Origin of the sequence: Dyadobacter bucti (assembly GCF_005869225.1) — a bacterium.
In the GTDB taxonomy this organism is placed as follows: domain Bacteria; phylum Bacteroidota; class Bacteroidia; order Cytophagales; family Spirosomataceae; genus Dyadobacter; species Dyadobacter bucti.
This window is the reverse complement of the sequence record NZ_SWFP01000004.1, coordinates 503,030-525,969: the sequence shown is the minus strand read 5'-3', so window position 1 is coordinate 525,969 and position 22,940 is coordinate 503,030. Positions and strand designations below refer to the sequence as shown.

Here is a 22,940-nt window from a genome sequence, read left to right as displayed (position 1 = left end):
ACAAACCAGCTCATCGGATCGCAAGATTTACTTCTGCCACCAGAGTCTGGTATTGATATCGTCCGTTCCCTGCCTTTTTACCGCCTCTTCGTAGTTTGCGCGATTGGTTTCCTGCTGGGCTGCCGGATACTGGAACCGCACCGGGATCCTGTTGTTATTATTGTTCACGATCGACGGTTTGATATCCGGGATACCAGTCCTTTTCCACTCGTGCCAGGCCTGCATGTCATGGAAAAACAGGGATACCCATTTTTGTGTACCAATTAAAGTCAGTGCATTGGCGGCTTCAAATTTCACGCCCGGCATTTTGAGAAAATCCTCCGTTGCCTCGATATTCACCCCGGAAACCGTGCGGTAAAAATCAACCGAAGATTTGATACCAGCCAGGTAATGTGTCTCCGGGTTACCAGTGATCCAGCCTTTTGCAGCAGCCTCGGCCAGGATAAACTGGACTTCGGCATACGTCATCACCAATCCATGTGCCAGCACGGGCACGAGCAGATCTTTGTAAAAAATCTCCCCCAAAGCTGACACCCGGTCATCGATATTACTACCCAGGTTTTTGTCTTCTTCCCCGTTTCGCACGCCTGCCCAGACCAGCGGTCCGGTACCAGCCGCGAACGCTTCCTGGGATTCAACAGTCGGCATCGCCAGCACTTTCAGGCGCGGATCTTTGGTATTGTTCAGCCAGTCGGACACGGTTTTACTCAGCCTTCTGTCGCGCCAGTGCCCAATGCGGTTGCCGGTGACCGGAAAAAGGTTGGGCGACTGCGTGTATTTCAACGTCGCCTGGTCTGCATTACTTTCGAAAATCGGGTATTTCGCAGGATTGTTCAGGATTTCAGCGAGTTGCTGCGAGGGATCGATCTTGTTGCTTTGCCGCACCAGCAGACGAAGTTTCAGCGAGTTGGCAAGTTTCTTCCATTTGATGGGATCACCTGCAAAACTTTCATTTCCGTACAGGATATCATTCCGGATCGCGCCGCCATCCGCTGATAACAATTGATTTGCCTCTTCCAATTCCTTCAATAGGCCCGCATAGATTTCCTGCTGGGTATCGTATTTCGGCGCATAGGTCGGTGAGTCGTCTTTGCCTTTCAATGCCTCCAGATATGGCAGGTCTCCATAAGCATCCGTCATACGGGAAAAGATCAGCGCACGCATCACCAACGCAATGCCTTTGTAATTGTTAAGACCTCGCTCGTCGGCGATATGGTACAGGTTCATCACGTCGCGGAGTACGGTATAACCATTGCTCCACGTATTGAACGAACCCCAGACGTAACGGTCCGTACCCGGTTCCCGGATCTGGGCGGAGAATTGCGCCACAATATTTCCGGTGTTGTAGCCTTCGTCCACCATCTGGTTCACCGTCCCGCGGATGATTGTCACCATCAGCAGTTCAGGTTCGATATCTTCGGGGTTATTGGGATTGCGGTTGATTTCTTCCAGGGTATTATCACATCCGGACACAGCGACCAAAAGAAGTGCACACAGAAAAAAATGCCTCCATGCATGCAGCTTGCATATGAAATTCATGCGTATGTTTTTCATAAGTTCTTATAATTTAAAGTTGATATTGAACCCAAGACTTCTGGGCGTAGGCAGCGACATATCCTCGATCCCTGGCAGAAAATCCCCTCCGCTGGTGTACCCGGAAGTATCGGGATCAATGTGCGGCACCTTTGTCCATAGCGCGAGATTCCGGCCTACGATCTGAACGGTCAGGTCGCGTACAGGGAATTTTTTCATGAGGCTGTTAGGAAATTTGTAGCCCAGTTTCAGCTCTCTCAGCTTCAGATAAGTAGCATCATGCGTAGCTTCTTCGGCATTGTAAAAAACTTCATAGTAACGCTCGGCTGTCACTTTCACGTCGTTGGGACGATAGGTACCGTCCGGATTGGCGATAACCCCCGGCCATATCTTTCCTTCACGTCCGTCGAGCGACTCTACCAGCTGACCTGCCACATTGCCACGCACCTGGGTGTAAGTATAAATCGCACCGCCCTTGCGGAAATCCAGCAAACCTGCCAGTATCAGCCCTTTGTATGAAAAAGTATTGGACAAACCTGCACTCCAGTCCGGATTGTAATTACCGAGCTTAACAAGGTCGGTCGTTTGTTGCGGAAGGCCGTTTACGTACACAGGATTCCCCGCAGGATCTCTGCGCGTGCCGCGTCCATACATATCGCCCATGCGTTCCCCTACCCTGGCCTGGCTGGAAATATATCGGCTGTTCAACACGTAAGTATCGATACCGTCCACCAGGCTCACCACTTTGGCACGGTTGGCCGACCAGTTCAGGTCGATATTCCATTGGAAACCGGCATCCAGTTTTACCGGCGTGGCATTCAGTACGATTTCAAGTCCACGGCTGCGGATCTCCCCTGCATTCAAAAAGCGGGAAGAATAACCACTGGTCGCGTCGATCGGGATATTCAGGATCTGGTTTTTGCTCCGGGTATCATAGTAAGCCACATCGAGACCTAAACGATTTTTGAAAAAACGGACATCGGCCCCGATCTCAAAAGTATTGATAGCCTCCGGCACCAGGCCCGAATTGGGAATGGATGCAGGCTCTGTAACCGCCTGAAGGCTCTGCCACGGTGACGCATAGTTATAAACGTTACGCAGTCTGTAAGGATCTGTGTCGTTTCCGACCTGCGCCCAGCTCAGCCTAAGTTTGGCAAAAGAAAGAATGTCTTTATCGGGCACCGGCAGGAAATTGGTCAAAACGGTACTGAGTGAAACCGAAGGATAGAAATAGGAATTGTTTTTCACAGGAAGCGTGCTCGACCAGTCATTTCTGGCAGTAAGGTCCAGGAAAACAGAGTTCTGAAAAGCAACCTGGCCCAATGCATACAAGCTGCTGATCCGGTATTTTGAGTCAAACTGGTTGACTACGATCGGGATACGTGAGTTTCCGAGATTGTAAATTCCGGGAATGCTGAGTTCGTTCGCCTGGTTACTGAGAAAGTCCCTGCGCTGGTCCATCTGGTTTCCACCCGCCGATATTTTCAGCGACCAGTCTTTGTTCACCGTTTTGTCATAGGAAAGCAGGAAATCGGAGTTCCGTTCCTGGAAATAAACCTGCTCCTGACGGTACATGCCCAGCGGAAAAGCATTGCTTCCGTAAGTCCTGCGGCTGTCTCTTCTTTCATTGCTGAAATCCATCCCGCTGCGCACCATCAGGCTCAGTTCTTTGGTAAAATTATAGGTAGCCGCAATATTGCCGACCACGCGGTTGCGGTTCATGCCGTTGGTATTCTCGTAAACGGTGTAATAAGGATTGTCGTTGAAGCTGTAATTGTAGGTAAACGGCTGCCTGCCTTCCAGGCCCTTTACCCAGTAGTCCCGCATTTTGTCGGTCCTGACCTGCCTGCCTTCCCATAGCCAGGTATACACAATGCTTTCGTTTCCATATCCCACCACAGTACGGTTGTCACTGGACGAATTGACATAGTTCATCGAACTTGTGACAGTCAGCTTTTTGCCCAGTTTGTAACTCCCGTTCATGGCAAAAGTGTTTCTTTTCAGGTCGGTATTGGGCACCATACCGGTCTGGTCGAGGTTGGTATACGACAGCCGCACATTCCCGTTTTCATTGGATGTTGAAACAGATATGTTGTTGTTCAAAGTGCGGCCCGTTTCGTAAAATTCCTTCACATTGTCCGGATAAGGCAGCCACGGAGCCTGCTCGCCGTTTTTGGGAGGCCACTCGGTATTGACCGGGATCGCGATCATCTGTCCGTCGAGCGCAGGGCCCCAGCTCCGGCCACCATCACCTATATTGTATACGCCTCCGCGGCCTTGCCCGTACCTGTTCTGAAGATCAGGCAGTCTCAAAGGGTTTTCAAAAGATGTTGTAGAATTCACGGAAATGCCCAAACCGGCCTTGTCTTTTCCGGATTTTGTCGTGATCAGGATCACCCCATTCGCAGCCCTTGAACCGTAAAGCGCCGCGGCATTGGGCCCTTTCAGTACGGTAATTGTCTGAATATCATCAGGATTGATCTCCGAAGCAGCATTACCATAGTCGATCGTAGCTCCACGCTGCCCGCTGCCTTGTGAGGAATTATCGATCGGCACACCGTCGACTACAAAAAGCGGCTGGTTGTTACCCGTCAGGGAAGTTTCGCCCCGGATCACCACCCTGGCAGAGCCGCCGAGCGCATTGGAACCGCCGGTAATGTTCACGCCGGCCACTTTCCCTGCCAGCGAACTGATCAGGTTGGTTTCCCGCGCCTGGTCGAGCTGGCTTCCCTTGATTTCCTGCACCGTGTATCCCAAAGCTTTTTTCTCGCGGGAAAAACCCAAGGCAGTCACTACCACCTCCGAAAGCTGCCTCGGATCGGCTGAGAGGCTCACATGGATGACGGCCGCTTTGCCGACCAGTATTTCCTGCGCATTAAAACCTACCGAAGAAAACAAAAGCGCTGTGCCTTCTCCGGGTACTTCAATGGCGTAGTTTCCGCTGCCGTCCGAGATCGTTCCGACAGATGTGCCTTTGATCAGCACATTCACGCCCGGCATCGGCGAAGAATCTTCACTGGAAGTCACTTTACCGGTGACCCTTATTTGCGCATAGCCTGAGCCTGACAGCAGAAAAACCGCCGCCAGCACCATGATAGATCGAATTAAAAGAGGCCTTGAACGGGGTTCCCTCCTGGACGAGATTTTTTTCATAACTAAAAAAAGATCATAAGTTAAATTAGGGATTAGATAGTTTTTTCTTAGGCACAAGCACACATACCCTGCTCCGGATGGGTAGGTTTCAAAATGTAAAGTCAGCTGGTTATTTCATTGAGCTCAAAACAAAGGTATACAAGCAGACCATCGCCGTGCGGCTTCCTGTATTATCAATCCGTTAAATGTGGAAGGGTTAATTTAAAGGAAAGTTTAAAATGAAAAGTTGACAAATAATGAACATTCAGATTTTTGAAATACTAACCAAATTTTAATGAAAAAGATGTAAATGCCCGATTTTAAACACCTTTAACATCCGTTGAAGGATTACAAATGAAAATATGCAGTTTACAAATAATAAAACTTAAATATTTTTATCAAGCCCGATCGGTGACATACAAAAAAATGCTTTCCCGGGGAATCGGAGCACAAAAATTACAGATGGGCTGCCGCTTGCTTTCCGGTTTTTATCGGAATTCCGTAAGGTCCGGACAAAAATCGCCATTACAGGACGGTACAGGATACTATTTTCAGATCTAAGTGAAAATATTGAAGATTGATAAAATTCGAATATAATTTGTTGATTTATCAATAAGTAGCCTTTACTCAACCTGATCTCTAATGGGGAAAACCGCAAATCTTCCGGAAGACGAACCACTATTAAGTGATTTGTGGGGCCGTTTCAGGCAGGGTGACGAGGAAGCTTTCGACGAATTGACCAAACGCAGGTACAGGCTTCTCTTTAACTACGCGACCCGGTTTACCAAAAATACCGAACTGATCAAGGATTGTATTCAGGATCTTTTCCTGGAATTATGGTACCGCCGGGCCAGCCTGACAGAAACACCATATGTAACTGTGTATCTGGTAAAATCGCTCCAAAACAACCTCCTGCGCAAGATCAGGATCAATAGCCGGCTCGACAGTTCAGCAGACATTACAGAGAGCTGTGAGCGCTTTACCGATAACCTTACCGTCGAAACCATTCTGATCAGCTCCGAATCCATGACGGAAAGGGAGCGGGAGATCCGCAGCGCAATCAGCCGCCTTCCTAAACGGCAGCAGGAAGTAATTTTTCTCAAATTTTATGAAGGGATGTCCAACGATGAAATTTCGAACGTGATGGAAATCGAGCGGCAGACGGTAGCCAATTTTCTGTACAGGGCCATCGGGCAGCTCAAAAACGACCTTCCGGTATTTTCACGCATCATTCCCCAGCTCATTTACTTTTTCCTTTCCTGAGCGGTCGGCGCGAAGCTCCGCTTCGTGCCAGCTATTCCAAGGCCTCCGGCCGGTCAAGCACACTATTGCAACCCGATTCCTCTTTTCTTTAAATTATTTCTAAAATTTTTCTTACAAAAAGAGTATTGCTTCTCCGGCACGTACTATTTCATTTTATACTTCAAGATGGAAAGTACACATGCAGGATTACAGCAACTATGATATTAAGGATTTTCTGGCGGATGAGGCATTTTGCAGGTGGGTTTTACACCAGCAGGCCGGAGACAACGCATTCTGGGAAAACTGGATCCGGAAAAATCCCGACCGGGCAACGATCGTCGCAGCAGCCAGGGATCTGGTGGTGGAAATCCAGCACGCCCAGAACTACCTGTCCGATGAAGAACTCCGGCATGAACTTGCCCGTCTCTCCGAAGCAAGAAAGGCAGAAACGCCTGAAACAGAATACGCGGAAACGGAAAACACATGGTTTGGCAAGCTCACAGTGTTTATGGTTATCATGGCCTGTGCAATGGTTTTATATCATTTTTACCCGGGACAAAAACAGCTGACCAACGGATACACCGATTTCAAATCACTGAAAAACGAGCAGAAAAAACTGGTTGAGATTGTCAACAATGGTACAGCGATCAAAACCATCCTTCTGCAGGACGGCAGCAGGATAAGACTGTCCCCTGACAGCCGCATCAGTTACCCCGATTCATTTGTAAAAAAAGAACGCGAAGTTTTCCTGAGCGGGGAAGCTTTTTTCGAGGTTACCAAAAACCCGAAAAGTCCTTTTAAAGTCTATACCAGCGAAATCGTGACCACGGTGCTTGGGACCAGTTTTACCGTCAAGGCATTTGAAAAAGACCGTGATGTAAGCGTGGTGGTGAAAACCGGAAAGGTAACCGTAGCCACAGCGCCCGGCCCCAACGCGGAACAGAAAAACGAAGCAGATGAGCTTGTACTGCTTCCGAACCAGCAGATGGTTTATTACCGTGAAGAACAAAAAATGAAGAGATCCCTGGTTGAAAATCCCGCTCCTGTCGGCCCGGTTGAAATAGTCAGCCAGAACCTGATCTTCGACAGCGCACCCGTTGCAAGCGTTTTCGATGCACTTCAGAAAAGATATGAAGTACAGATCGTGTACGACGCCGACCTGCTGGCCGGTTGCCAGCTTACTGCCGAGCTGGGTCAGGAGCCGCTTTTTGAAAAACTGGGAATGATCTGCAAAGCGATCCAGGCAAGATACGAACTCATTGACGGACAAATCATTATATACGGAACATCCTGTAAATAAAGCACTTCACGACAACTTCTTTTAATTTAATTCCTAACCCTTAACATCTCTTTTATGCCTCCATACCATCATCCTCCCTGAGCGATAAACACGCAAGCCGAAGATGCTGATACACCTCCGGCCTGTGTTTCCCCTTTTCCATAATTCCCATTACTTATCCTGTTTCGCCAAAAACAGGAACGGGGACTTTCTATACCTATTTTTTCCAAAAAGTATATATGCAAATCTATGAAAATTAGTACAAAACCGATCAGGATTTTATCCAAAATCATGCGTATGTCAATTTATCAGCTGATCCTCTCTATCCTCTGTACGTCGCTCGTGGCGGCCAATGACGGAAGAGCTCAGGAGTTACTGAACCGGCGTATTACCCTGGACCTTGACGACCGGGAAATCAGCGTTGCGCTCCGGCAGATCGGCCGGCAGGCTTCGGTCAGGTTTATGTATAGCCCGCAAGTGATCCCCGCCGAGCGGAAAATTACCCTGCATGTCCACAATGAGCCGCTCCAGGTTGTGCTTGAAACCATTTTCAAACCATTGAACATCGGTTACGAGGTATCAGGAAACCAGCTCGTGTTAAGCACCCTGTCAAATTTAAAAACCATTGCGCCCTCTGAACCGGTGGAACAGAAACCGGTGGACCGGACGATCAAAGGGTCTGTGAAAGACGAAAAGGGCGAGCCGCTTCCCGGTGTAAGTATCGTCGTAAAAGGTACTCAACGGGGCGGTCTGACTGACGCGGAAGGATTGTACGAAATCAGCATCCCCGACGGCGACCATACATTGATCTTTTCCTTTGTCGGGTACCTTTCACAGGAAGTTCCGGCAGGCAGCCAGTCGAGTGTGGATGTGGTACTGAAAGACGACCTGAAATCACTTGAAGAAGTCGTGGTAGTAGGTTATGGTACACAAAAGAAAGTAAACCTGACGGGTTCCGTGGCTTCCGTGGATGGAGAAGAACTGCTGAAAGCGCCCGCGACCAATATTACGAATTCCCTGGTAGGAAGGCTCCCCGGCCTGATTGCGGTGAACGGAAACGGTAAACCCGGTGCGGGATCGTCCATTTCGATCCGGGGCGCCAGTACTTTCGGCGACAACAGTGCATTGATCGTCGTGGATGGTATCATCCGGACATTCGACCAGATCGACCCGAATGAAGTGGAAAGCATATCCATCCTGAAAGATGCGTCGGCCACGGCGGTATACGGATCACGGGCTGCGAACGGCGTTATACTCGTCACAACCAAACGCGGTGCCACTGGAAAGCCCACTTTCAATTACAATGGTTTTGTAGGCATTCAGCAACCTACCAGGTATCCCAAAGTACTGAACGGCTACCAATACGCGACAACGAAAAACGAAGCGCTCAAAAACCTGGGCAAACCGCTGCAATATACCGACCAGCAACTGGAAGATATCCGCACCGGTGTCATACCCGAGTACGACTGGTATGGCAATACATTGAAGAAGCAGTCTTTTCAGACCCAGCAGAACCTGAGCGTGAACGGAGGGTCCGACGCGATCCGGTATTTCCTTTCACTGGGTTATCTGGATCAGGACGGAATGTATGACCAGATCAATTTTCAGCGGTATTCCATCCGTACCAATGTGGATGCCCGCATCAACAAACATTTTACGATCTCCGCTGACATTGACGCCAGCACCCGGAATACCAATCAGAGCGCCTATTCCCCTGAATCCATATTTGACGATATCGTAGCCGCCTACCCGCTCGACAAAGCCTATAACCCCGACGGGACGATCTTTTACACCCGGGAACAACATCCGGTGGAGGAGATCAAAACAGGCTATAACCGCATGAAAAACAACCTCCTGCAAGCTACCCTGACCGCCAGGCATGACCTTCCTTTTGTAAAAGGATTGTCGTTTACGGGCCGTGCATCTTTCGGACGGGAGTATTCCAATAACAAACATTACAATGTGCCGATTTTCATGAACCGCCAGGATGCGGACGGAAATACCCTTGAGATATACCCCTATGGTGGCTGGAATGGCAAAACAGCATTAAACCAGTCATTCAGCGAATATAACACCACCACCCTGAATGCTTCCCTGAATTACCTGCGTACTTTCGGGGCGCACGAGTTCGGCGGGCTGTTGTTGTTCGAGCAACTGGATGCAAAAGGCAACAACTTCTTCGGTTTCCGTACCAACTTCCCAGCTCAGGGGCTGGATGAGTTCTTTTATGGAGGCGAGAGCCAGAAAGATGCAAACGGAGGCTCGTTCACCGACGGACGCCGGGGAGCTATTGCCCGTGTCAATTACAGCTACCAGCAACGCTATCTCTTTGAAGCATCGTTCAGAAGGGATGGCTCGGTAGCTTTCCCGACCACCAAAAAATATGGTTTTTTCCCGGCCGTTTCAGCAGGGTGGAGACTGACGGAGGAAGATTTCCTCAAAAACAGTTCGGCTCTTTCATTTCTCGATAACCTGAAACTCCGGGCATCTTACGGTGTGGTAGGTAATGACCGTAATGTGTATACCGGCTATCTGCTCAGAAACCCCACTTTCCAGTATCTGCAGGTTTATAACCCGTCGGGCACCATTGTGTCGGGCATCGAAGGGCTCACAAGTGTGACGCCCGGGATTTTGCCGAACCCCAATGTGACCTGGGAAACTGCCGCTATATCGGACGTGGGCCTGGAAGGTTCGCTCTGGAAAGGAAAATTCCAGTTTGAAGTGGATCTTTTTTACAAAAGAACGTCAAACATCCTCCGTACACGGATCCGGTCCATTCCCGGAACGCTGGGCGCTCAGCTTCCTGCAGAGAACTACGCCAAAGTAGACAACAAAGGGATCGAGTTTTCATTCATCCATCAGAACAATATCCGCGCCCTGAAATATTTTGTGAAGCTCAACGGAAGCTTTTCCCAAAGCAAGGTCATAGTCCTGGACGAACCTGCCAACACGCCTGATTATCTGTTGCAGACCGGCAGGCCGCTCGGCTTTATAACAGGTTACAAGGCTCTGGGTTTTTTCCAGACAGACGAGGAAGTAGCAACCTATTTCCCCCAGTTTAACGGTGGGCAGAAAGCCGGAGACGTAAAGTATGCGGATATCAACGGCGACAAAAAAGTGGACGCCAGCGATCTTACCATTATCTCTATGGACAACAATGTCCCGAAGGTCATCGGCGGACTTTCTTTTGGCGGTTCTCTCAAAGGGTTTGACCTGAACGTATTGTTCCAGGCGGCCGGGAGGATCCAACAAATGCTGTACGGAGCAGCAAGGGATTTCTTCCAGAATGGTTCCAGAAATACCTATGTGGACCTGCTCGACTACTGGACGCCCGAGAATCCGAACGCATTATACCCAAGGCCATGGGAAGGATCGAATCCGAACAACTCACTTATCTCCAGTCTTTATCTGAGAGACGGCGGTTACATCAGGCTGAGATCCATTGATTTTGGCTATTCTTTGCCATCGAATGTTGCCAAAAAAATGGGGGTAAGAAACCTTCGGGTCTATTTCGCCGGTGCTAATCTGTTTGTTTGGTCAAAAATGAAAATGTTTGATCCCGAAATAGAAAATACCACCGGAACCTACTATCCGCAGCAGCGCACGCTGAACCTTGGGCTAAACCTTACTTTCTAATCTGTAACTTTTACAGTCATGACAAAAATAATTGCCAAAACAATGCTGGTCGTAATGTTGCTGATGACCGCATCCTGTAATGAAGAATTCCTGGAACGGGAAGCGACGAACTCCATACCGGAAGAAAATATATTCAAGGATCCGGCGCTGACACAGCTTTTTGTAAACAATATGTATCTGGACGTGCCGGGATTTGACCACGATCTCTACGATAACATTACCGATGAATCGCGCTGCTACTGGGGCGCTGCGCCCAGAAATGTGGTTCAGGGACAGTGGTTTCCCGACAATAACCCTATGGAGTACTGGGCATACGGGCCGGTCAGAAAAACCAATATGTTCCTAGCCAGAATTGATGAGTCGGACTTGGATGAAGATCTGAAAACCAATTTTAAAGGTCAGGTCAAATTTCTGCGGGCGATGCTTTATTTCAATATGATCAAACGCTATGGCGGGGTTCCGGTGATCACCGAGCCGCAGGACCTGGAAGACGATCTTTTCGTGCCCCGTCAGACGAGTGATGAAAGTTTTGCTTTTGTAGTCAAAGAACTGGAAGAAGCCATTGAACTGCTGCCCGAATCACATGGAAGCCGCGCAGTGGACGTCGGGAAAGCCAATAAACATTCTGCAAAGGCATTGCTGGGAAGAGTATTGGTTTTCTGGGCAAGCCCACTTTACAACCCCGGCGCGGATGCTTCCCGCTGGCAAAAGGCAGCGCAGATCAACAAGGAAGTGATGGATGGCGGCAATTACAGCCTTCACCCCAATTTCCGCAATATCATGCTCGACAAGAATAATGAAGAAGAAGTGTTTAGTGTGCAGTACCAGAAACCTTTCCGTGAGCATGGATGGGACTCCTGGGGCCAGCCGGATTCTCAGTCGAAGCAGGATGCTGTAAGACGCAGCCCGGTGCAGGAATTTGTGGATGCATTTGAAATGAAGAACGGCAAGGCGATCAATGAGGCGGGATCGGGTTATGACCCAAAAAATCCATACTTGAACCGCGATCCAAGATTTGATGCAACGGTACTTTACAATGGCGCAACGTTTTTCGGGGCGACGATCTACATGTACGAAGGCGCACCCATCGACGGGATCAACCTCCCCTACGCCACCATCACGGGCTACCTGATCAGGAAGGGGATGAACGAGAGCAACAAGGATTATTACGGAGGCTCAGGCAGTGATCAGAACTGGATAGAGCTGCGTTACGCAGAAGTCCTGCTCAACTACGCGGAAGCCAGGAACGAATCGCTTGGGACCCCGGATGCATCCGTTTACGGGGCGGTTGAAGCAGTCCGCCAGCGTGCTGGATTGAATCCTTTCACGTTGCCGGCCGGACTTACCAAAGCGCAAATGCGGGACCGTATTTACCAGGAACGGTACATTGAGCTCAGTTTTGAAAACAAAAGATACTGGGACCTGAGACGCTGGAAGAAAGCGGCTGAAATTCTCAACGGCAGGCAGTTCAATGCCATGTACATCACCAAAAATGCGAACGGGACCTATAGCTACAATCCTAAGCCTGTGGACGGTATTCCCTATGTTTTTCAGGACAAAATGTACTTCATGCCTATCCCGCAAAGGGAAATTGAAAAAAATCCTAACCTGAAACAGAACAACGGCTGGTAGTACTTCCTGATTTTTAACTTTCTATCCTAACACCCGGGAATAAGAAGACGAACGGTCGCTTTTTATTCCCGACCACCTATTCCCTTATGAAGCCATTTTTTCAGAATATCCTTTTGGCCCTGCTGATTTTGTCAGGATCATTTGCCGCGCCGGTGGCCGGTCAGGCGCTCAATCCCCGGTTTACCCCCCAAAAAGGCGACCATATCATCCTGCTTGGAAATACATTTGCCGACCGGATGCGGCACTACGGGTATTTTGAAACATTGCTACAGAAAAACCATCCAGGCCTGCAACTGACACTCCGGAATATGGGATGGAGCGCCGATGAAGTCGGCTTACAGCCGCGTCCGCTTAATTTTCCTGGTTTCGGTGAAAAAGCATTTGCACGTCCCCTGGTAGCGAAAGAGGTCACTTTTCAGGGATTTACCCATGAAGGTGAAAAGATCGTAATGCCCGTCGCACTCAATTTCGACGGCCTAAACCAGGATCTGAAAGAGCAGAAAGCCGACATCATTTTCCTTTGTTTTGGTATGAATGAAGCCTTCAAAGGACCGGCCGGTTTATCTCAATTTGAAAAAGATTTAAATATATTTATCAAAAATTTAGAACAGCATAAATTCAACGGACGCACCGCACCGAAGCTGGTTCTGGTTTCTCCGATCGCCCAAGAAAACCTGGGCATATATTTCCCGGATCCCGCAGAGCACAACAACAATCTGGAATTGTATACCAAAGCCATGCAGAAAACGGCCCGCGAAAAAGGCATCCATTTCATAGACCTGTTTGCACCGTCGTTTGCCCGGGTGAAAGCCAAAGAAAAAGCGGTTACCATCAACGGAATTCACCTGAACGATGCCGGTTACCGTCTGGCCGCCGAATGGATGGGAAAATCCCTGGGCTTCCGCAATGTTTCCGACTTTAATTCTGAAAACAGCAAAAAACTTCTGCAGGTTGTCAAAATGAAAGACGACCATTTTTTCTACCGTTGGCGTGCCGTGAACGGGGAATATATTTACGGAAGAAGAAGAGAGCCTTTCGGGGTGATCGCATTCCCGCCGGAACTTCGCAAACTGAACCAGATGACAGTTTCGCTGGACTCCGTGATCTGGGAACTGGGCGCAGGAAAGGGTATTGAAAGCTTTAAAAAAGCACAGGAAATCGTTGACCGCCGCGGCAAACCGGTGGACCCTATGCTGCTGCTCGATGTACCGATGACAGGCCGCCAGGGGGAAGCAGCCAAAGCTGCTGCCGCAGCGGCCGCAACAGCGGCTAACAACCATGCACATCATCAACAACAAGAAAAAGTATGGCCTGCCACCACCGAGAAATTCAAGCTCCCGGCAGGTTATGAGATCAATCTTTTCGCATCAGAAAAAGACTTCCCGATTGAAAAACCGGTAGCGATGAACTTTGATGCGCGCGGCCGTCTCTGGGTTGCTACCATGCCTACTTATCCGCAATATTACCCCGGCATCCCGGTGCACGACAGGATTGTGATCCTGGAAGATACCGACGCGGACGGAAAAGCGGACAAGCATACCGTTTTTGCCGACGACCTGTACCTGCCGCTTGGATTCGAGTTTGGCGACGGCGGTGTGTATGTTTCCCAGGAACCGGACATTGTGTTCCTGAAAGATACCGACGGCGACGACAAGGCGGATGTACGGGAAGTGATCCTGACCGGCTTCGGCTCAGAAGACAGCCACCACGCTACGCATGCATTTACAGTCGGGCAGGATGGTGCCATGTATTTCAACGAAGGCACTTTTCTGAATTCGCAGGTGGAGACACCTTACGGGCCGATCCGTTCCTACGCCGGTGCTACCTACCGTTTTGAACCACGGACTCATAAATTGTTTCATTACATTTCATATCCCTACTACAATCCCTGGGGCAGTGTTTTTGACAAATGGGGCATGCACCTGATCGGTGATGCTTCGGATGGTTCCAATTATTTTGCGCCTCCAATGACAGGAAAAGTGGATTATCCGAACAAGCACCCGCGTATCAATATGTTCACCGAAACCCGCGTAAGACCTACTGCCGGGATCGAAATTGTGTCGAGCAGGCAGTTTCCGGATGAAGTACAGGGTGATTTTCTGGTCAATAACAACATCGGTTTCCAGGGTACCAAACAACACCGGATCATTCCCCGGGGATCGGGCATCGGCAGCAAGGAAGTGGAACCTCTTTTACAGTCCGCCGACCCAAACTACCGGCCTATCGACCTGGAATTCGGCCCGGACGGAGGCTTGTATATCGTTGACTGGTATAACCCGCTGATCTCCCACGGTGAAAACCCACCCCGCGACCCTGCACGCGACAAGTCCCACGGACGTGTGTGGCGGATCACATATAAAGGCAAGCCTTTGTTGCAAAACGTCGACGTTTCGAAGCAGAGCATTCCGCAACTGCTGGAAAATCTCAAAGTTTATGAAGATCGCATGCGTTACCGGTCGCGGGCACAGATCCGCCAGCAAAAACCCACCGAAGTTTTACCGGAACTAAAAAAATGGGTTTCCGCCCTGGACAAAAACGAAGCGGAATATGAACATCATTTGCTGGAAGCATTGTGGCTTTACCAGGATTTTGATGTCGTTGAAGAAGATATATTGAAAACCCTGCTGAACGCAAAGCAGTATGAGGCGCGCACCGCTGCTACCAAAGTATTGCGTTTCTGGCGTGACCGCCTGGGCAATTCGCTGGAATTGATGCATGCGAGAATCAATGACGAATCGGCACGGGTAAGGCTGGAAGCGGTGGTAGCTTTGAGTTTTTTCAACTCTGAGAAAGCGGTTGCAGCAGCTATGGATATATTTAAATACCCCACCGATTATTACACGGATTATGCGGTGCGTGAAACTTTCATCCAGCTGAAACCTGTCTGGCTGGCTGGTTTGAAACAAAATAAATACGCCGCCCAACCCAAAGCCGTGCCATTTTTACTGAGCCTTACTAGCAAAAATGAATTGATGGCGCTGCCGCAAATTACGGAAGTACTCGAAGCTTTGCTTTCCAGAAATGACATTGATCCCAACCAAAAACAGGATGCTGTGACCAAAATCGCTGCGGCACAAAAGATAAGTAACGTTAAAGTACTGGTGAACGCGATCCGGCGAAATCCGGAACAAAAGGAGCTGGTACGTATGCTACTGACGTCTTCCCAACCGGAACTGAAAAAGAACTTACCGGAGTTCTTGACAATGATCAGGGAGGACAGCAGCGCACTATTGCATGCCACGGGCTACGCCGCGGCCATTACCGCCGACCAGTCGGATCAGTCGGTATGGGCTGCTGCCCAGGAGGATAACTCAGCCATCGCAGACTACCTGAACGGGATTTCGCTGCTCTCTGACGCAAAACTGAAAACGACATTTTATGAAAAAGTAAAGGGCCTGGCTACCAGAGTTCCCGATCTGGCCTATCCTGTGTTGCTGAAAATGACTGGAAATGATGCCGCCAAAACTCAGGTAATGAAGGATTACGCCGGATATCTTGGAAGCACACCGGAAAATCAGCAGACATCTGAAGATTTTGCCAAATCCGTCGCCAAAGCAAAAAGCCTGAATTCAGAGATCGCCGAAAAAGACCGTCCCGCGATAAGCTCAATCCTGGAAAGTCTTGGCACGATGGAAATTAAACTGGTAGCGATAGAAGCAAAAATGGCCTTTGACAAAAAAAACATAACAGTACCCGCCGGCAAATCGATTTCTTTGATCTTCGAAAACCCGGACCTTATGCCGCATAATGTAGTGATCGTAAAACCCGGAACCTCCCAGGCTGTAGGCGAAGCAGCCGACGCGATGGCAGCCTTGAAGGATGGTTTTGAAAAAAACTTTATCCCGCAATCCAAAGACGTACTGTTTGCTACGCCATTGGTAAATTCCGGAAAGAGTTTCCGGCTTAACTTCAAAGCACCAGCTGAACCAGGGGAATATCCGTTTATTTGTTCTTTCCCCGGTCACTGGCGCGTAATGCAGGGTATAATGACAGTTCGGGATACAAAAACACCATAATTAAAACTCTAATTTCAATAAAAAACACAGGGGATGAGATCAGCATTTATTTTGTCAGTATTACTTCTTGCAGGCTTTTCAGTCCGTGCGCAAGCTCATCTCCGGCTCTATTCCGATGCGATCCCTAACTCAATACCAGGCCCTGATGAGGAGGAATTAAGAGCAAATGCACAAGTAGATTCACTGACAAGCAAAGTTTCCATCCCCGACCTGACTATTTTTTTACCAGAACAAAACCCTACAGGAACTGCTGTAATCATTTGTCCGGGAGGTGGTTATGGAACATTACTTACCAAACGCGAAGGAAGTGATGTGGCCAGGGCTTTCAACAAATTGGGTGTGGCGGCGTTCGTACTCAAATACCGGCTCCCCAGCGACAAGACGATGAAGGACCGCTCGATAGGCCCTATCCAGGACGCGCAGCAGGCGATCAAAATGGTGAGGGAAAAAGCCACGGAATTTGGGATCAACCCGGATAAAATAGGTATTATGGGCTACTCAGCCGGTGGGCACCTCGCCTCGTCGGCAGGCACGCATTTCAAAACGCGTTTTGTGGATCCGGGCGGAACAACCAGTCTCCGGCCGGATTTTATGTTGCTGATCAACCCAGTAATCAGCTTCGGCGACTCGGGTCATCTCGGTTCCCGGGATAATTTATTAGGAAAAAATGCCACCGCCGAACAAATCAGGCTGTTTTCCAACCAACTTCAGATCGATTCCTCCACCCCTCCGGCATTTTTGGTACATTCCGGCGCCGACGTCGTAGTGCCGGTTTCAAACAGTATCCGGTTCTATGAAGCCCTGAACAAAAGTGGCGTCACCGGCGCGCTGCACATCTATGCCAAAGGTGAACACGGTTTTTTAACCTATCCTTCTTTCGAAGAATGGTTTGGCCGCTGCACCGAATGGATGAAGGCCGTGAAGCTGTTGTAACGCAAAACCATTACCGAACGTTTCCCCACCGATATGTGACCCCGATGGGGTCGGGGGAAACCGTTGCCAAACATTTTTTTGCTAGTAATATTTGACCCCGACGGGGTCGGAAAAATCGTTTATGAAACATTTTGCTAACGATATCTGACCCCGACGGGGTCGGAAAAGCCGTTTATGAAACATTTTGCCACCGATATGTGACCCCGATGGGGTCGGGGGGAATCAATCCGGGGCAATAAGCTCGTTGGAGCTTTTTTGTGATTGTCGACCATTTTATCCGGGCCTTTGCTCCTGCCCCATCGGGGCTACCTTTTCCTAGACAAATGTTACCAACATAGACACAAAATGCCCCGTCGGGGCTACCCATTCCCTAGACAAATGTTACCAACACCGACACAAATGCCCCGTCGGGGCTACCCTTTTCCTAAACAAATGTTGCCCCCACAGAACCAAAATGCCCCGTCGGGGCTACCCATTTCCTAAACAAATGTTGCCCTCACAGAACCAAAATGCCCCGTCGGGGCTACCCATTTCCTAAACAAATGTTGCCCCCACAGAACCAAAATGCCCCGTCGGGGCTACCCATTTCCTAAGCAGACTTTGCCCATACAGAACTAAAATGCCTCGTCGAGCTAAATCAGAAGTAAAACAGGAACTTTGTTTTTGTTTTTCAGCAAATCACAAAAATTTATTTCTTGGTATTGCCACTATACCCAACATCATGCATATTGAATCGAAAAATATAAAATATAATCAATGCACAGTTCCGTAAGAACCTATATTTTTACGGATGTTTTGGCGGACAATTTCATGCAGCGTTTGGCAGGGTAAAAATAAATGTCTGATCAGATGAGGGGTTTTGGGTCAATTATGTGTCCTGATATTATGAACCCGCCGATCATGAAAACGCACGTTACAAATGGCAGGCCTCCATCAGAATAATTCACAACACACCTTCAACCCGCTTATTTTTTTAAACATTTATTCTATACCTAAACCCCTTTAAACCGTATGAGATCAGGTATCTTGACTCTTTTTTTAGCGCTTTGTATTTTTTGTAACCCGGCCTGGTCGCAGGAAAAAAAATACAGTATTATCATCAAAGGCGGCCATGTGATTGATCCTAAAAACAATATTGACGGCATCATGGATGTGGCGGTAGAAGGAACGCCGGGAGGAACCGATGGAAAAATAGCGCTGGTAGCCAAAAACATAGACAGCAAACTGGCCGCCCAGGTGGTGGACGCAAAAGGGCTTTATGTAACGCCCGGGCTGATCGACATCCACGTTCATTATTTCTGGGGAACCGACCTCAAAGGTACCTACCGCAACGGACCGAACGGATTGCAGGCCGACGGATTTACATTTCGCTCAGGGGTCACCACGGTTGTTGATGCAGGAAGTTCGGGCTGGAAAACTTTTGAAACATTTAAAAAACAAACCATCGACCTGTCACAAACAAGGGTATTGGCGATGCTGAACATCGTAGGCGAAGGTATGGCGGGTGGTAAATTTGAAAACAGCCTCGAAGAAATGGATGCTGCGAAAACAGCGGAAATGGCAAAAAAATACCCAAATGACATTGTCGGCGTAAAACTTGCGCATTTCAACGGCCACGACTGGACGCCAACCGACCGCGCTTTGGAAGCAGGCAAGCTGGCGGACATTCCGATAATGGTGGATTTTGGAGGCGCCAACCCCGTGTTGTCCCTGGAAGAACTGTATCTTAAAAAATTCCGCAAAGGCGATATCTATACGCACTGTTTTGGCGGTAACAGCAACAATAGTGGCAAAGGAAGAGAGTCCATTGTGGATGTATCTGTGAACAAAGTGAAACCCTATGTCATTGAGGCACAGAAAAAAGGGGTGATTTTTGATGTAGGTTTCGGCGGTTCAAGCTTTTTGCTGGCGCAGGGGCAGCCAGCCATCAAACAAGGTTTTTATCCCAACTCGATCAGCACCGACCAGCATACCGGCAGCATGAACAACGCGATGAAAGACATGAACAACATTATGTCCCTTTTCATCGCCATGGGCATGGACTTCAAAAGCGTGATCACCGCCAGTACATGGAATCCCGCGAAGGAAATCAAGCATGAAGAACTGGGTAATCTTTCCGTGGGCTCCGTGGCTGATATTGCGGTGCTCAATCTGCGCAGCGGAAAATTCGGGTATTTTGCAAGGGACGGAAAGATCCAGGGAAACAAGAGAATCGAAACAGAGATGACGATAAAGGGCGGGAAAATAGTGTATAACCTCAACGCCCTGGTTGAGCCGCTGAATCTGCCAACACCGGAACGCAAATAAAAAAGAGTATCAAAACATCAGAATTACATCTTATCTAAAAAAATCCAAAAGGATAATGAAACGCAGAGATATTCTCAAAGAACTAACCCTTCTCCCGCTTGCCGGCGGAGTGATAGCCAGCATGGATGCTTTTGGCGAAGGCACGGAAAAAATAGGCAGCCTTAAAAAGGCGGCTGCGGCTGTTACGGTTGGCGGTCCGCTGAAACCGGGCCCCCAGATTTACCAGTCAATCGGTGTGGAACCGATCATCAATTGCCGCGGTACTTTCACGATCATCGGTGCATCCATTGAGCTTCCGGAAGTTCGCGAAGCCATGGAATATGCATGTCAGTTCAATGTCCAGATCGACGAACTGGCATTTGGCGTAGGCCAGCGCCTGGCGGACATTACCGGTGCCGAATGGGGAATGGTGTCGTCGGGCTGCGCGGCTGGGATGAACGAGGTAACAGCAGGTATCATCGCAGGCGGAAACCCTGAAAAACTGATCCGCATCCCGAATCTGGAAGGTTTTGAAAAAACAGAGGTGATTATCCCAAGGACGTCCAGAAACGTGTATGACCACGCGATCAGAAATATAGGCGTAAAAATCATTACGGTTGAAACACTGGAAGAACTGGCCGGTGCTATCAATCCACGCACGGCGATGATCTACATGATGCCCGGTGGAGACCCCTGGACGGTTGAGAATGTAGCCAAAATAGCAAAACCGAAAAACGTCCCTATTCTGGTGGACGCGGCGGCGGAAAGACTGACTATTCCTAACATACACCTTAAAGCAGGTGCGTCGGTAGTAGCATACAGCGGAGGAAAAGTGCTTCGCGGGCCTCAGTGCGCAGGTCTGCTGCTTGGTGACAAAGATGTACTGATGTCGGCCTGGCAGGCCAGTGCGCCGCACCACGGACCTTGCCGGAACAATAAGCTTGGCCGCGAAGAGATGGTAGGTATGCTGGCGGCTGTGGAAGCCTGGGCAGTACGTGACCATAAAGCTGAAATGAAATCATGGGTTTCTTCCCTGGACGTCATTGTGAAAAAAATGGCAGGTATTCCAAGCGTTGAGGCAGTGGTAAAAGAACCGGCAGAAGGAGCGCTTGATAACGCCACACCAACCCTTACAATTACCTGGGACCCCACCAAACTTAACATCACAGGTCAGGAAGTAGCCGACGAGCTTCAGACCACCAAACCAAGGGTAGCAGTCGGAACGGGCTTCCGCAGAGGGGCGCCTTCTGCTTCCCCAACACCCACTACGTCTATCACCATAGCGGCGTACATGATGGGCCCCGGCAATAACAAGATCGTTGCAGACCGTGTGCATGAAATACTTACCCGCAAAAGAAGTGCACCAAAAGAGGCCGCTCAGATGAAAGCAGCAGCGGCTGACATCAGCGGACGGTGGGAAGTAAGCATTGATTTTTATACCAGCCAGAGCAAGCATACTTTCTTTATCGAAAGACAGGAAGGAAACTGGCTTCTGGGAACGCATAAAGGTGAATTCGCCACCCGCGAATTGCTGGGCAACATCGACGGCGATGAGGTCAGGTTCCAGAGCCGGTACAGCATCCCGGGCGACAATGTTGTGATGACGTTCTACGGCAAGCTCAACGGCGATACCATCACCGGTGAAATTGACATGGTTGAATATGTGACTGCGAAATTCACTGCCAAACGTTCCGCATTCCCGGCCAACCGCCAGCGGATCAATATCCCGGCGGGTCGTCCGTTATCGACCTAGAAATTGCGGTATTGACATAAAAAAGCTGCTGGTGGCATCACCGGCAGCTTTTTTTGTTCAACGCAAAATATATGCTACCTTCGCGACCCCAAAAAATCCCGCCTTTCCATGCAACCTCCCAACAAGCTCGGCGAAGCACCGATCAGTTCGCTGTTTTTTCAATACTACATTCCGGCCCTGACCAGCATTTTATCCGTAACCCTTCACCAGGTCATCAACGGGATTATCCTCGGTCAGCAGGTGGGTAAAGAAGGACTGGCGGCGGTAGGGTTGTACGGCTCGGTCATCATTGTGTTTATCGCCCTTACGCTGCCCGTCATGATCGGCGGCGGTATTCTCATCGGCAGGAACATTGGCGCCGGAGACTATTCCGAAGCACAGAAAATCTTCAATTTTGCAACCACACTTGCGATACTATTTGGCTGCATGGTTGCACTCAGCACACCTTTTATCGTAAAACCATTGGCAGGATTCCTGGCTGGTGCAAACCACGAGGTACTTGTCAGAAACACCTCCGACTACATGTTCTGGCAATTCGTCGGGCTGCCTTTTTTCTTTTTGAGAATGTTCTGGGGAAATTTCGTGAGTAACGACGGCGCGCCTAAAGTATCCCGGAATGCATCGGTGCTTGCGGTAGCTTGTAATATCGTTCTGGACGTGCTGCTGATCATCGTTTTCCCTTTTGGCGTTGCCGGCGCCTCCGTCGCTACGGCCCTTTCAATTTTGATCAGTACAGCATTTATATTTTTATATATCAAAAAACAAAAAGGGCATCTGAGCTTCGGTAACTTTAAATTTACCCTTCAACTAAAAACCTGGAAGGAGCTCGCGAACTTCGGCCTACCATCTTTTGCGTCAGAAATTTCTTTTTCATCGGGACTTCTGATCATCAATCACAGCATTGTTTCCTACGGAGCATTGGCCGTTTCTGCGTTTGGGCTGGTCAATTACATCAGCTTTATTTTCATCCGGCTCCTCACCTCCGCCATGATCGCCTCTCTTCCTATCATTTCATTCAACATCGGTGCCAAACTGCCGGGCAGGGTCCAGGAGGTATTGAAATTTGCACTGACATTTACTTTCGTGGTCGGCCTGCTGATCACGGCGGCGGGATTTGCATTTCCCGACCTCCTCGTGGTTTTGTTTTCAGGGGAAGAAACAGCAGAATTCAAAAAGGTCGCTGGCGGCGCTACCTCCTTATATTTCCTTCTTTTTCTTGCCGCAGGCGGCAATTACATCCTTGGTGCGTATTTCCAAAGCATCGGAAAAGCGGCAATATCCGTCCTCATCAATGTATTGAAAGGGATTGTCCTGATCGCATTTTTCCTGATGATCCTGCCCGGCTATTTCAACATGGGCCTGAACGGGATCTGGCTGTCAAGATCCCTGGCCGAAATACTCACCTTATTGCTCATAGGCTGCTATACCCTCTTTCACAAAGAAAAATATTTCAGCAAAAACGCCATCCTAAGCCGCCAAGAATAGCAAGCCAAGAACC

General features: G+C 49.2%; 11 protein-coding genes. 9 read left to right on the top strand and 2 right to left on the bottom strand.

Annotated features, from left to right (window positions below; all coding sequences use genetic code 11):
• Positions 1-27 precede the first annotated feature (27 nt).
• Entirely contained in the window at positions 28-1,554 is a 1,527-nt protein-coding gene (locus tag FBF61_RS15870; RefSeq protein WP_138478907.1) for a SusD/RagB family nutrient-binding outer membrane lipoprotein, read from the bottom strand.
• Between the two features lie 6 nt (positions 1,555-1,560).
• Entirely contained in the window at positions 1,561-4,626 is a 3,066-nt protein-coding gene (locus FBF61_RS15865) for a SusC/RagA family TonB-linked outer membrane protein (protein ID WP_229215071.1), read from the bottom strand.
• 681 nt (positions 4,627-5,307) lie between these two features.
• On the opposite strand from FBF61_RS15865, the gene FBF61_RS15860 reads away from it, so the two are divergent.
• The 9 genes from FBF61_RS15860 (at position 5,308) to FBF61_RS15820 (ending at position 22,927) form a co-directional block, all read left to right on the top strand.
• Positions 5,308-5,928: an RNA polymerase sigma factor gene (locus FBF61_RS15860; RefSeq protein WP_138478903.1), complete on the top strand. Its 621-nt coding sequence runs from the start codon at positions 5,308-5,310 to the stop codon at positions 5,926-5,928.
• Positions 5,929-6,106: 178 nt separating this feature from the next.
• Entirely contained in the window at positions 6,107-7,207 is a 1,101-nt protein-coding gene (locus FBF61_RS15855; protein WP_138478901.1) for a FecR family protein, read from the top strand.
• 228 nt (positions 7,208-7,435) lie between these two features.
• The gene (locus tag FBF61_RS15850) at positions 7,436-10,822 is read left to right on the top strand and encodes a TonB-dependent receptor (RefSeq protein ID WP_138478898.1); all 3,387 of its coding nucleotides are present in this window, start codon (positions 7,436-7,438) and stop codon (positions 10,820-10,822) included.
• Between the two features lie 18 nt (positions 10,823-10,840).
• The gene (locus FBF61_RS15845) at positions 10,841-12,454 is read left to right on the top strand and encodes a RagB/SusD family nutrient uptake outer membrane protein (RefSeq protein WP_138478896.1); all 1,614 of its coding nucleotides are present in this window, start codon (positions 10,841-10,843) and stop codon (positions 12,452-12,454) included.
• A gap of 86 nt (positions 12,455-12,540) precedes the next feature.
• The gene (locus FBF61_RS15840; protein WP_138478894.1) at positions 12,541-16,470 is read left to right on the top strand and encodes a PVC-type heme-binding CxxCH protein; all 3,930 of its coding nucleotides are present in this window, start codon (positions 12,541-12,543) and stop codon (positions 16,468-16,470) included.
• A 33-nt stretch (positions 16,471-16,503) separates the two neighbouring features.
• The gene (locus tag FBF61_RS15835) at positions 16,504-17,403 is read left to right on the top strand and encodes an alpha/beta hydrolase (RefSeq protein ID WP_138478892.1); all 900 of its coding nucleotides are present in this window, start codon (positions 16,504-16,506) and stop codon (positions 17,401-17,403) included.
• Between the two features lie 1,011 nt (positions 17,404-18,414).
• Positions 18,415-19,710: an amidohydrolase/deacetylase family metallohydrolase gene (locus tag FBF61_RS15830; protein ID WP_138478890.1), complete on the top strand. Its 1,296-nt coding sequence runs from the start codon at positions 18,415-18,417 to the stop codon at positions 19,708-19,710.
• Between the two features lie 55 nt (positions 19,711-19,765).
• On the top strand, positions 19,766-21,442 hold the full coding sequence (locus FBF61_RS15825; protein WP_138478888.1) for a PLP-dependent transferase: 1,677 nt from the start codon (positions 19,766-19,768) through the stop codon (positions 21,440-21,442).
• A 108-nt stretch (positions 21,443-21,550) separates the two neighbouring features.
• Positions 21,551-22,927, top strand: a complete 1,377-nt coding sequence (locus tag FBF61_RS15820) for an MATE family efflux transporter (protein ID WP_138478886.1) — start codon at positions 21,551-21,553, stop codon at positions 22,925-22,927.
• Positions 22,928-22,940: the final 13 nt, after the last annotated feature.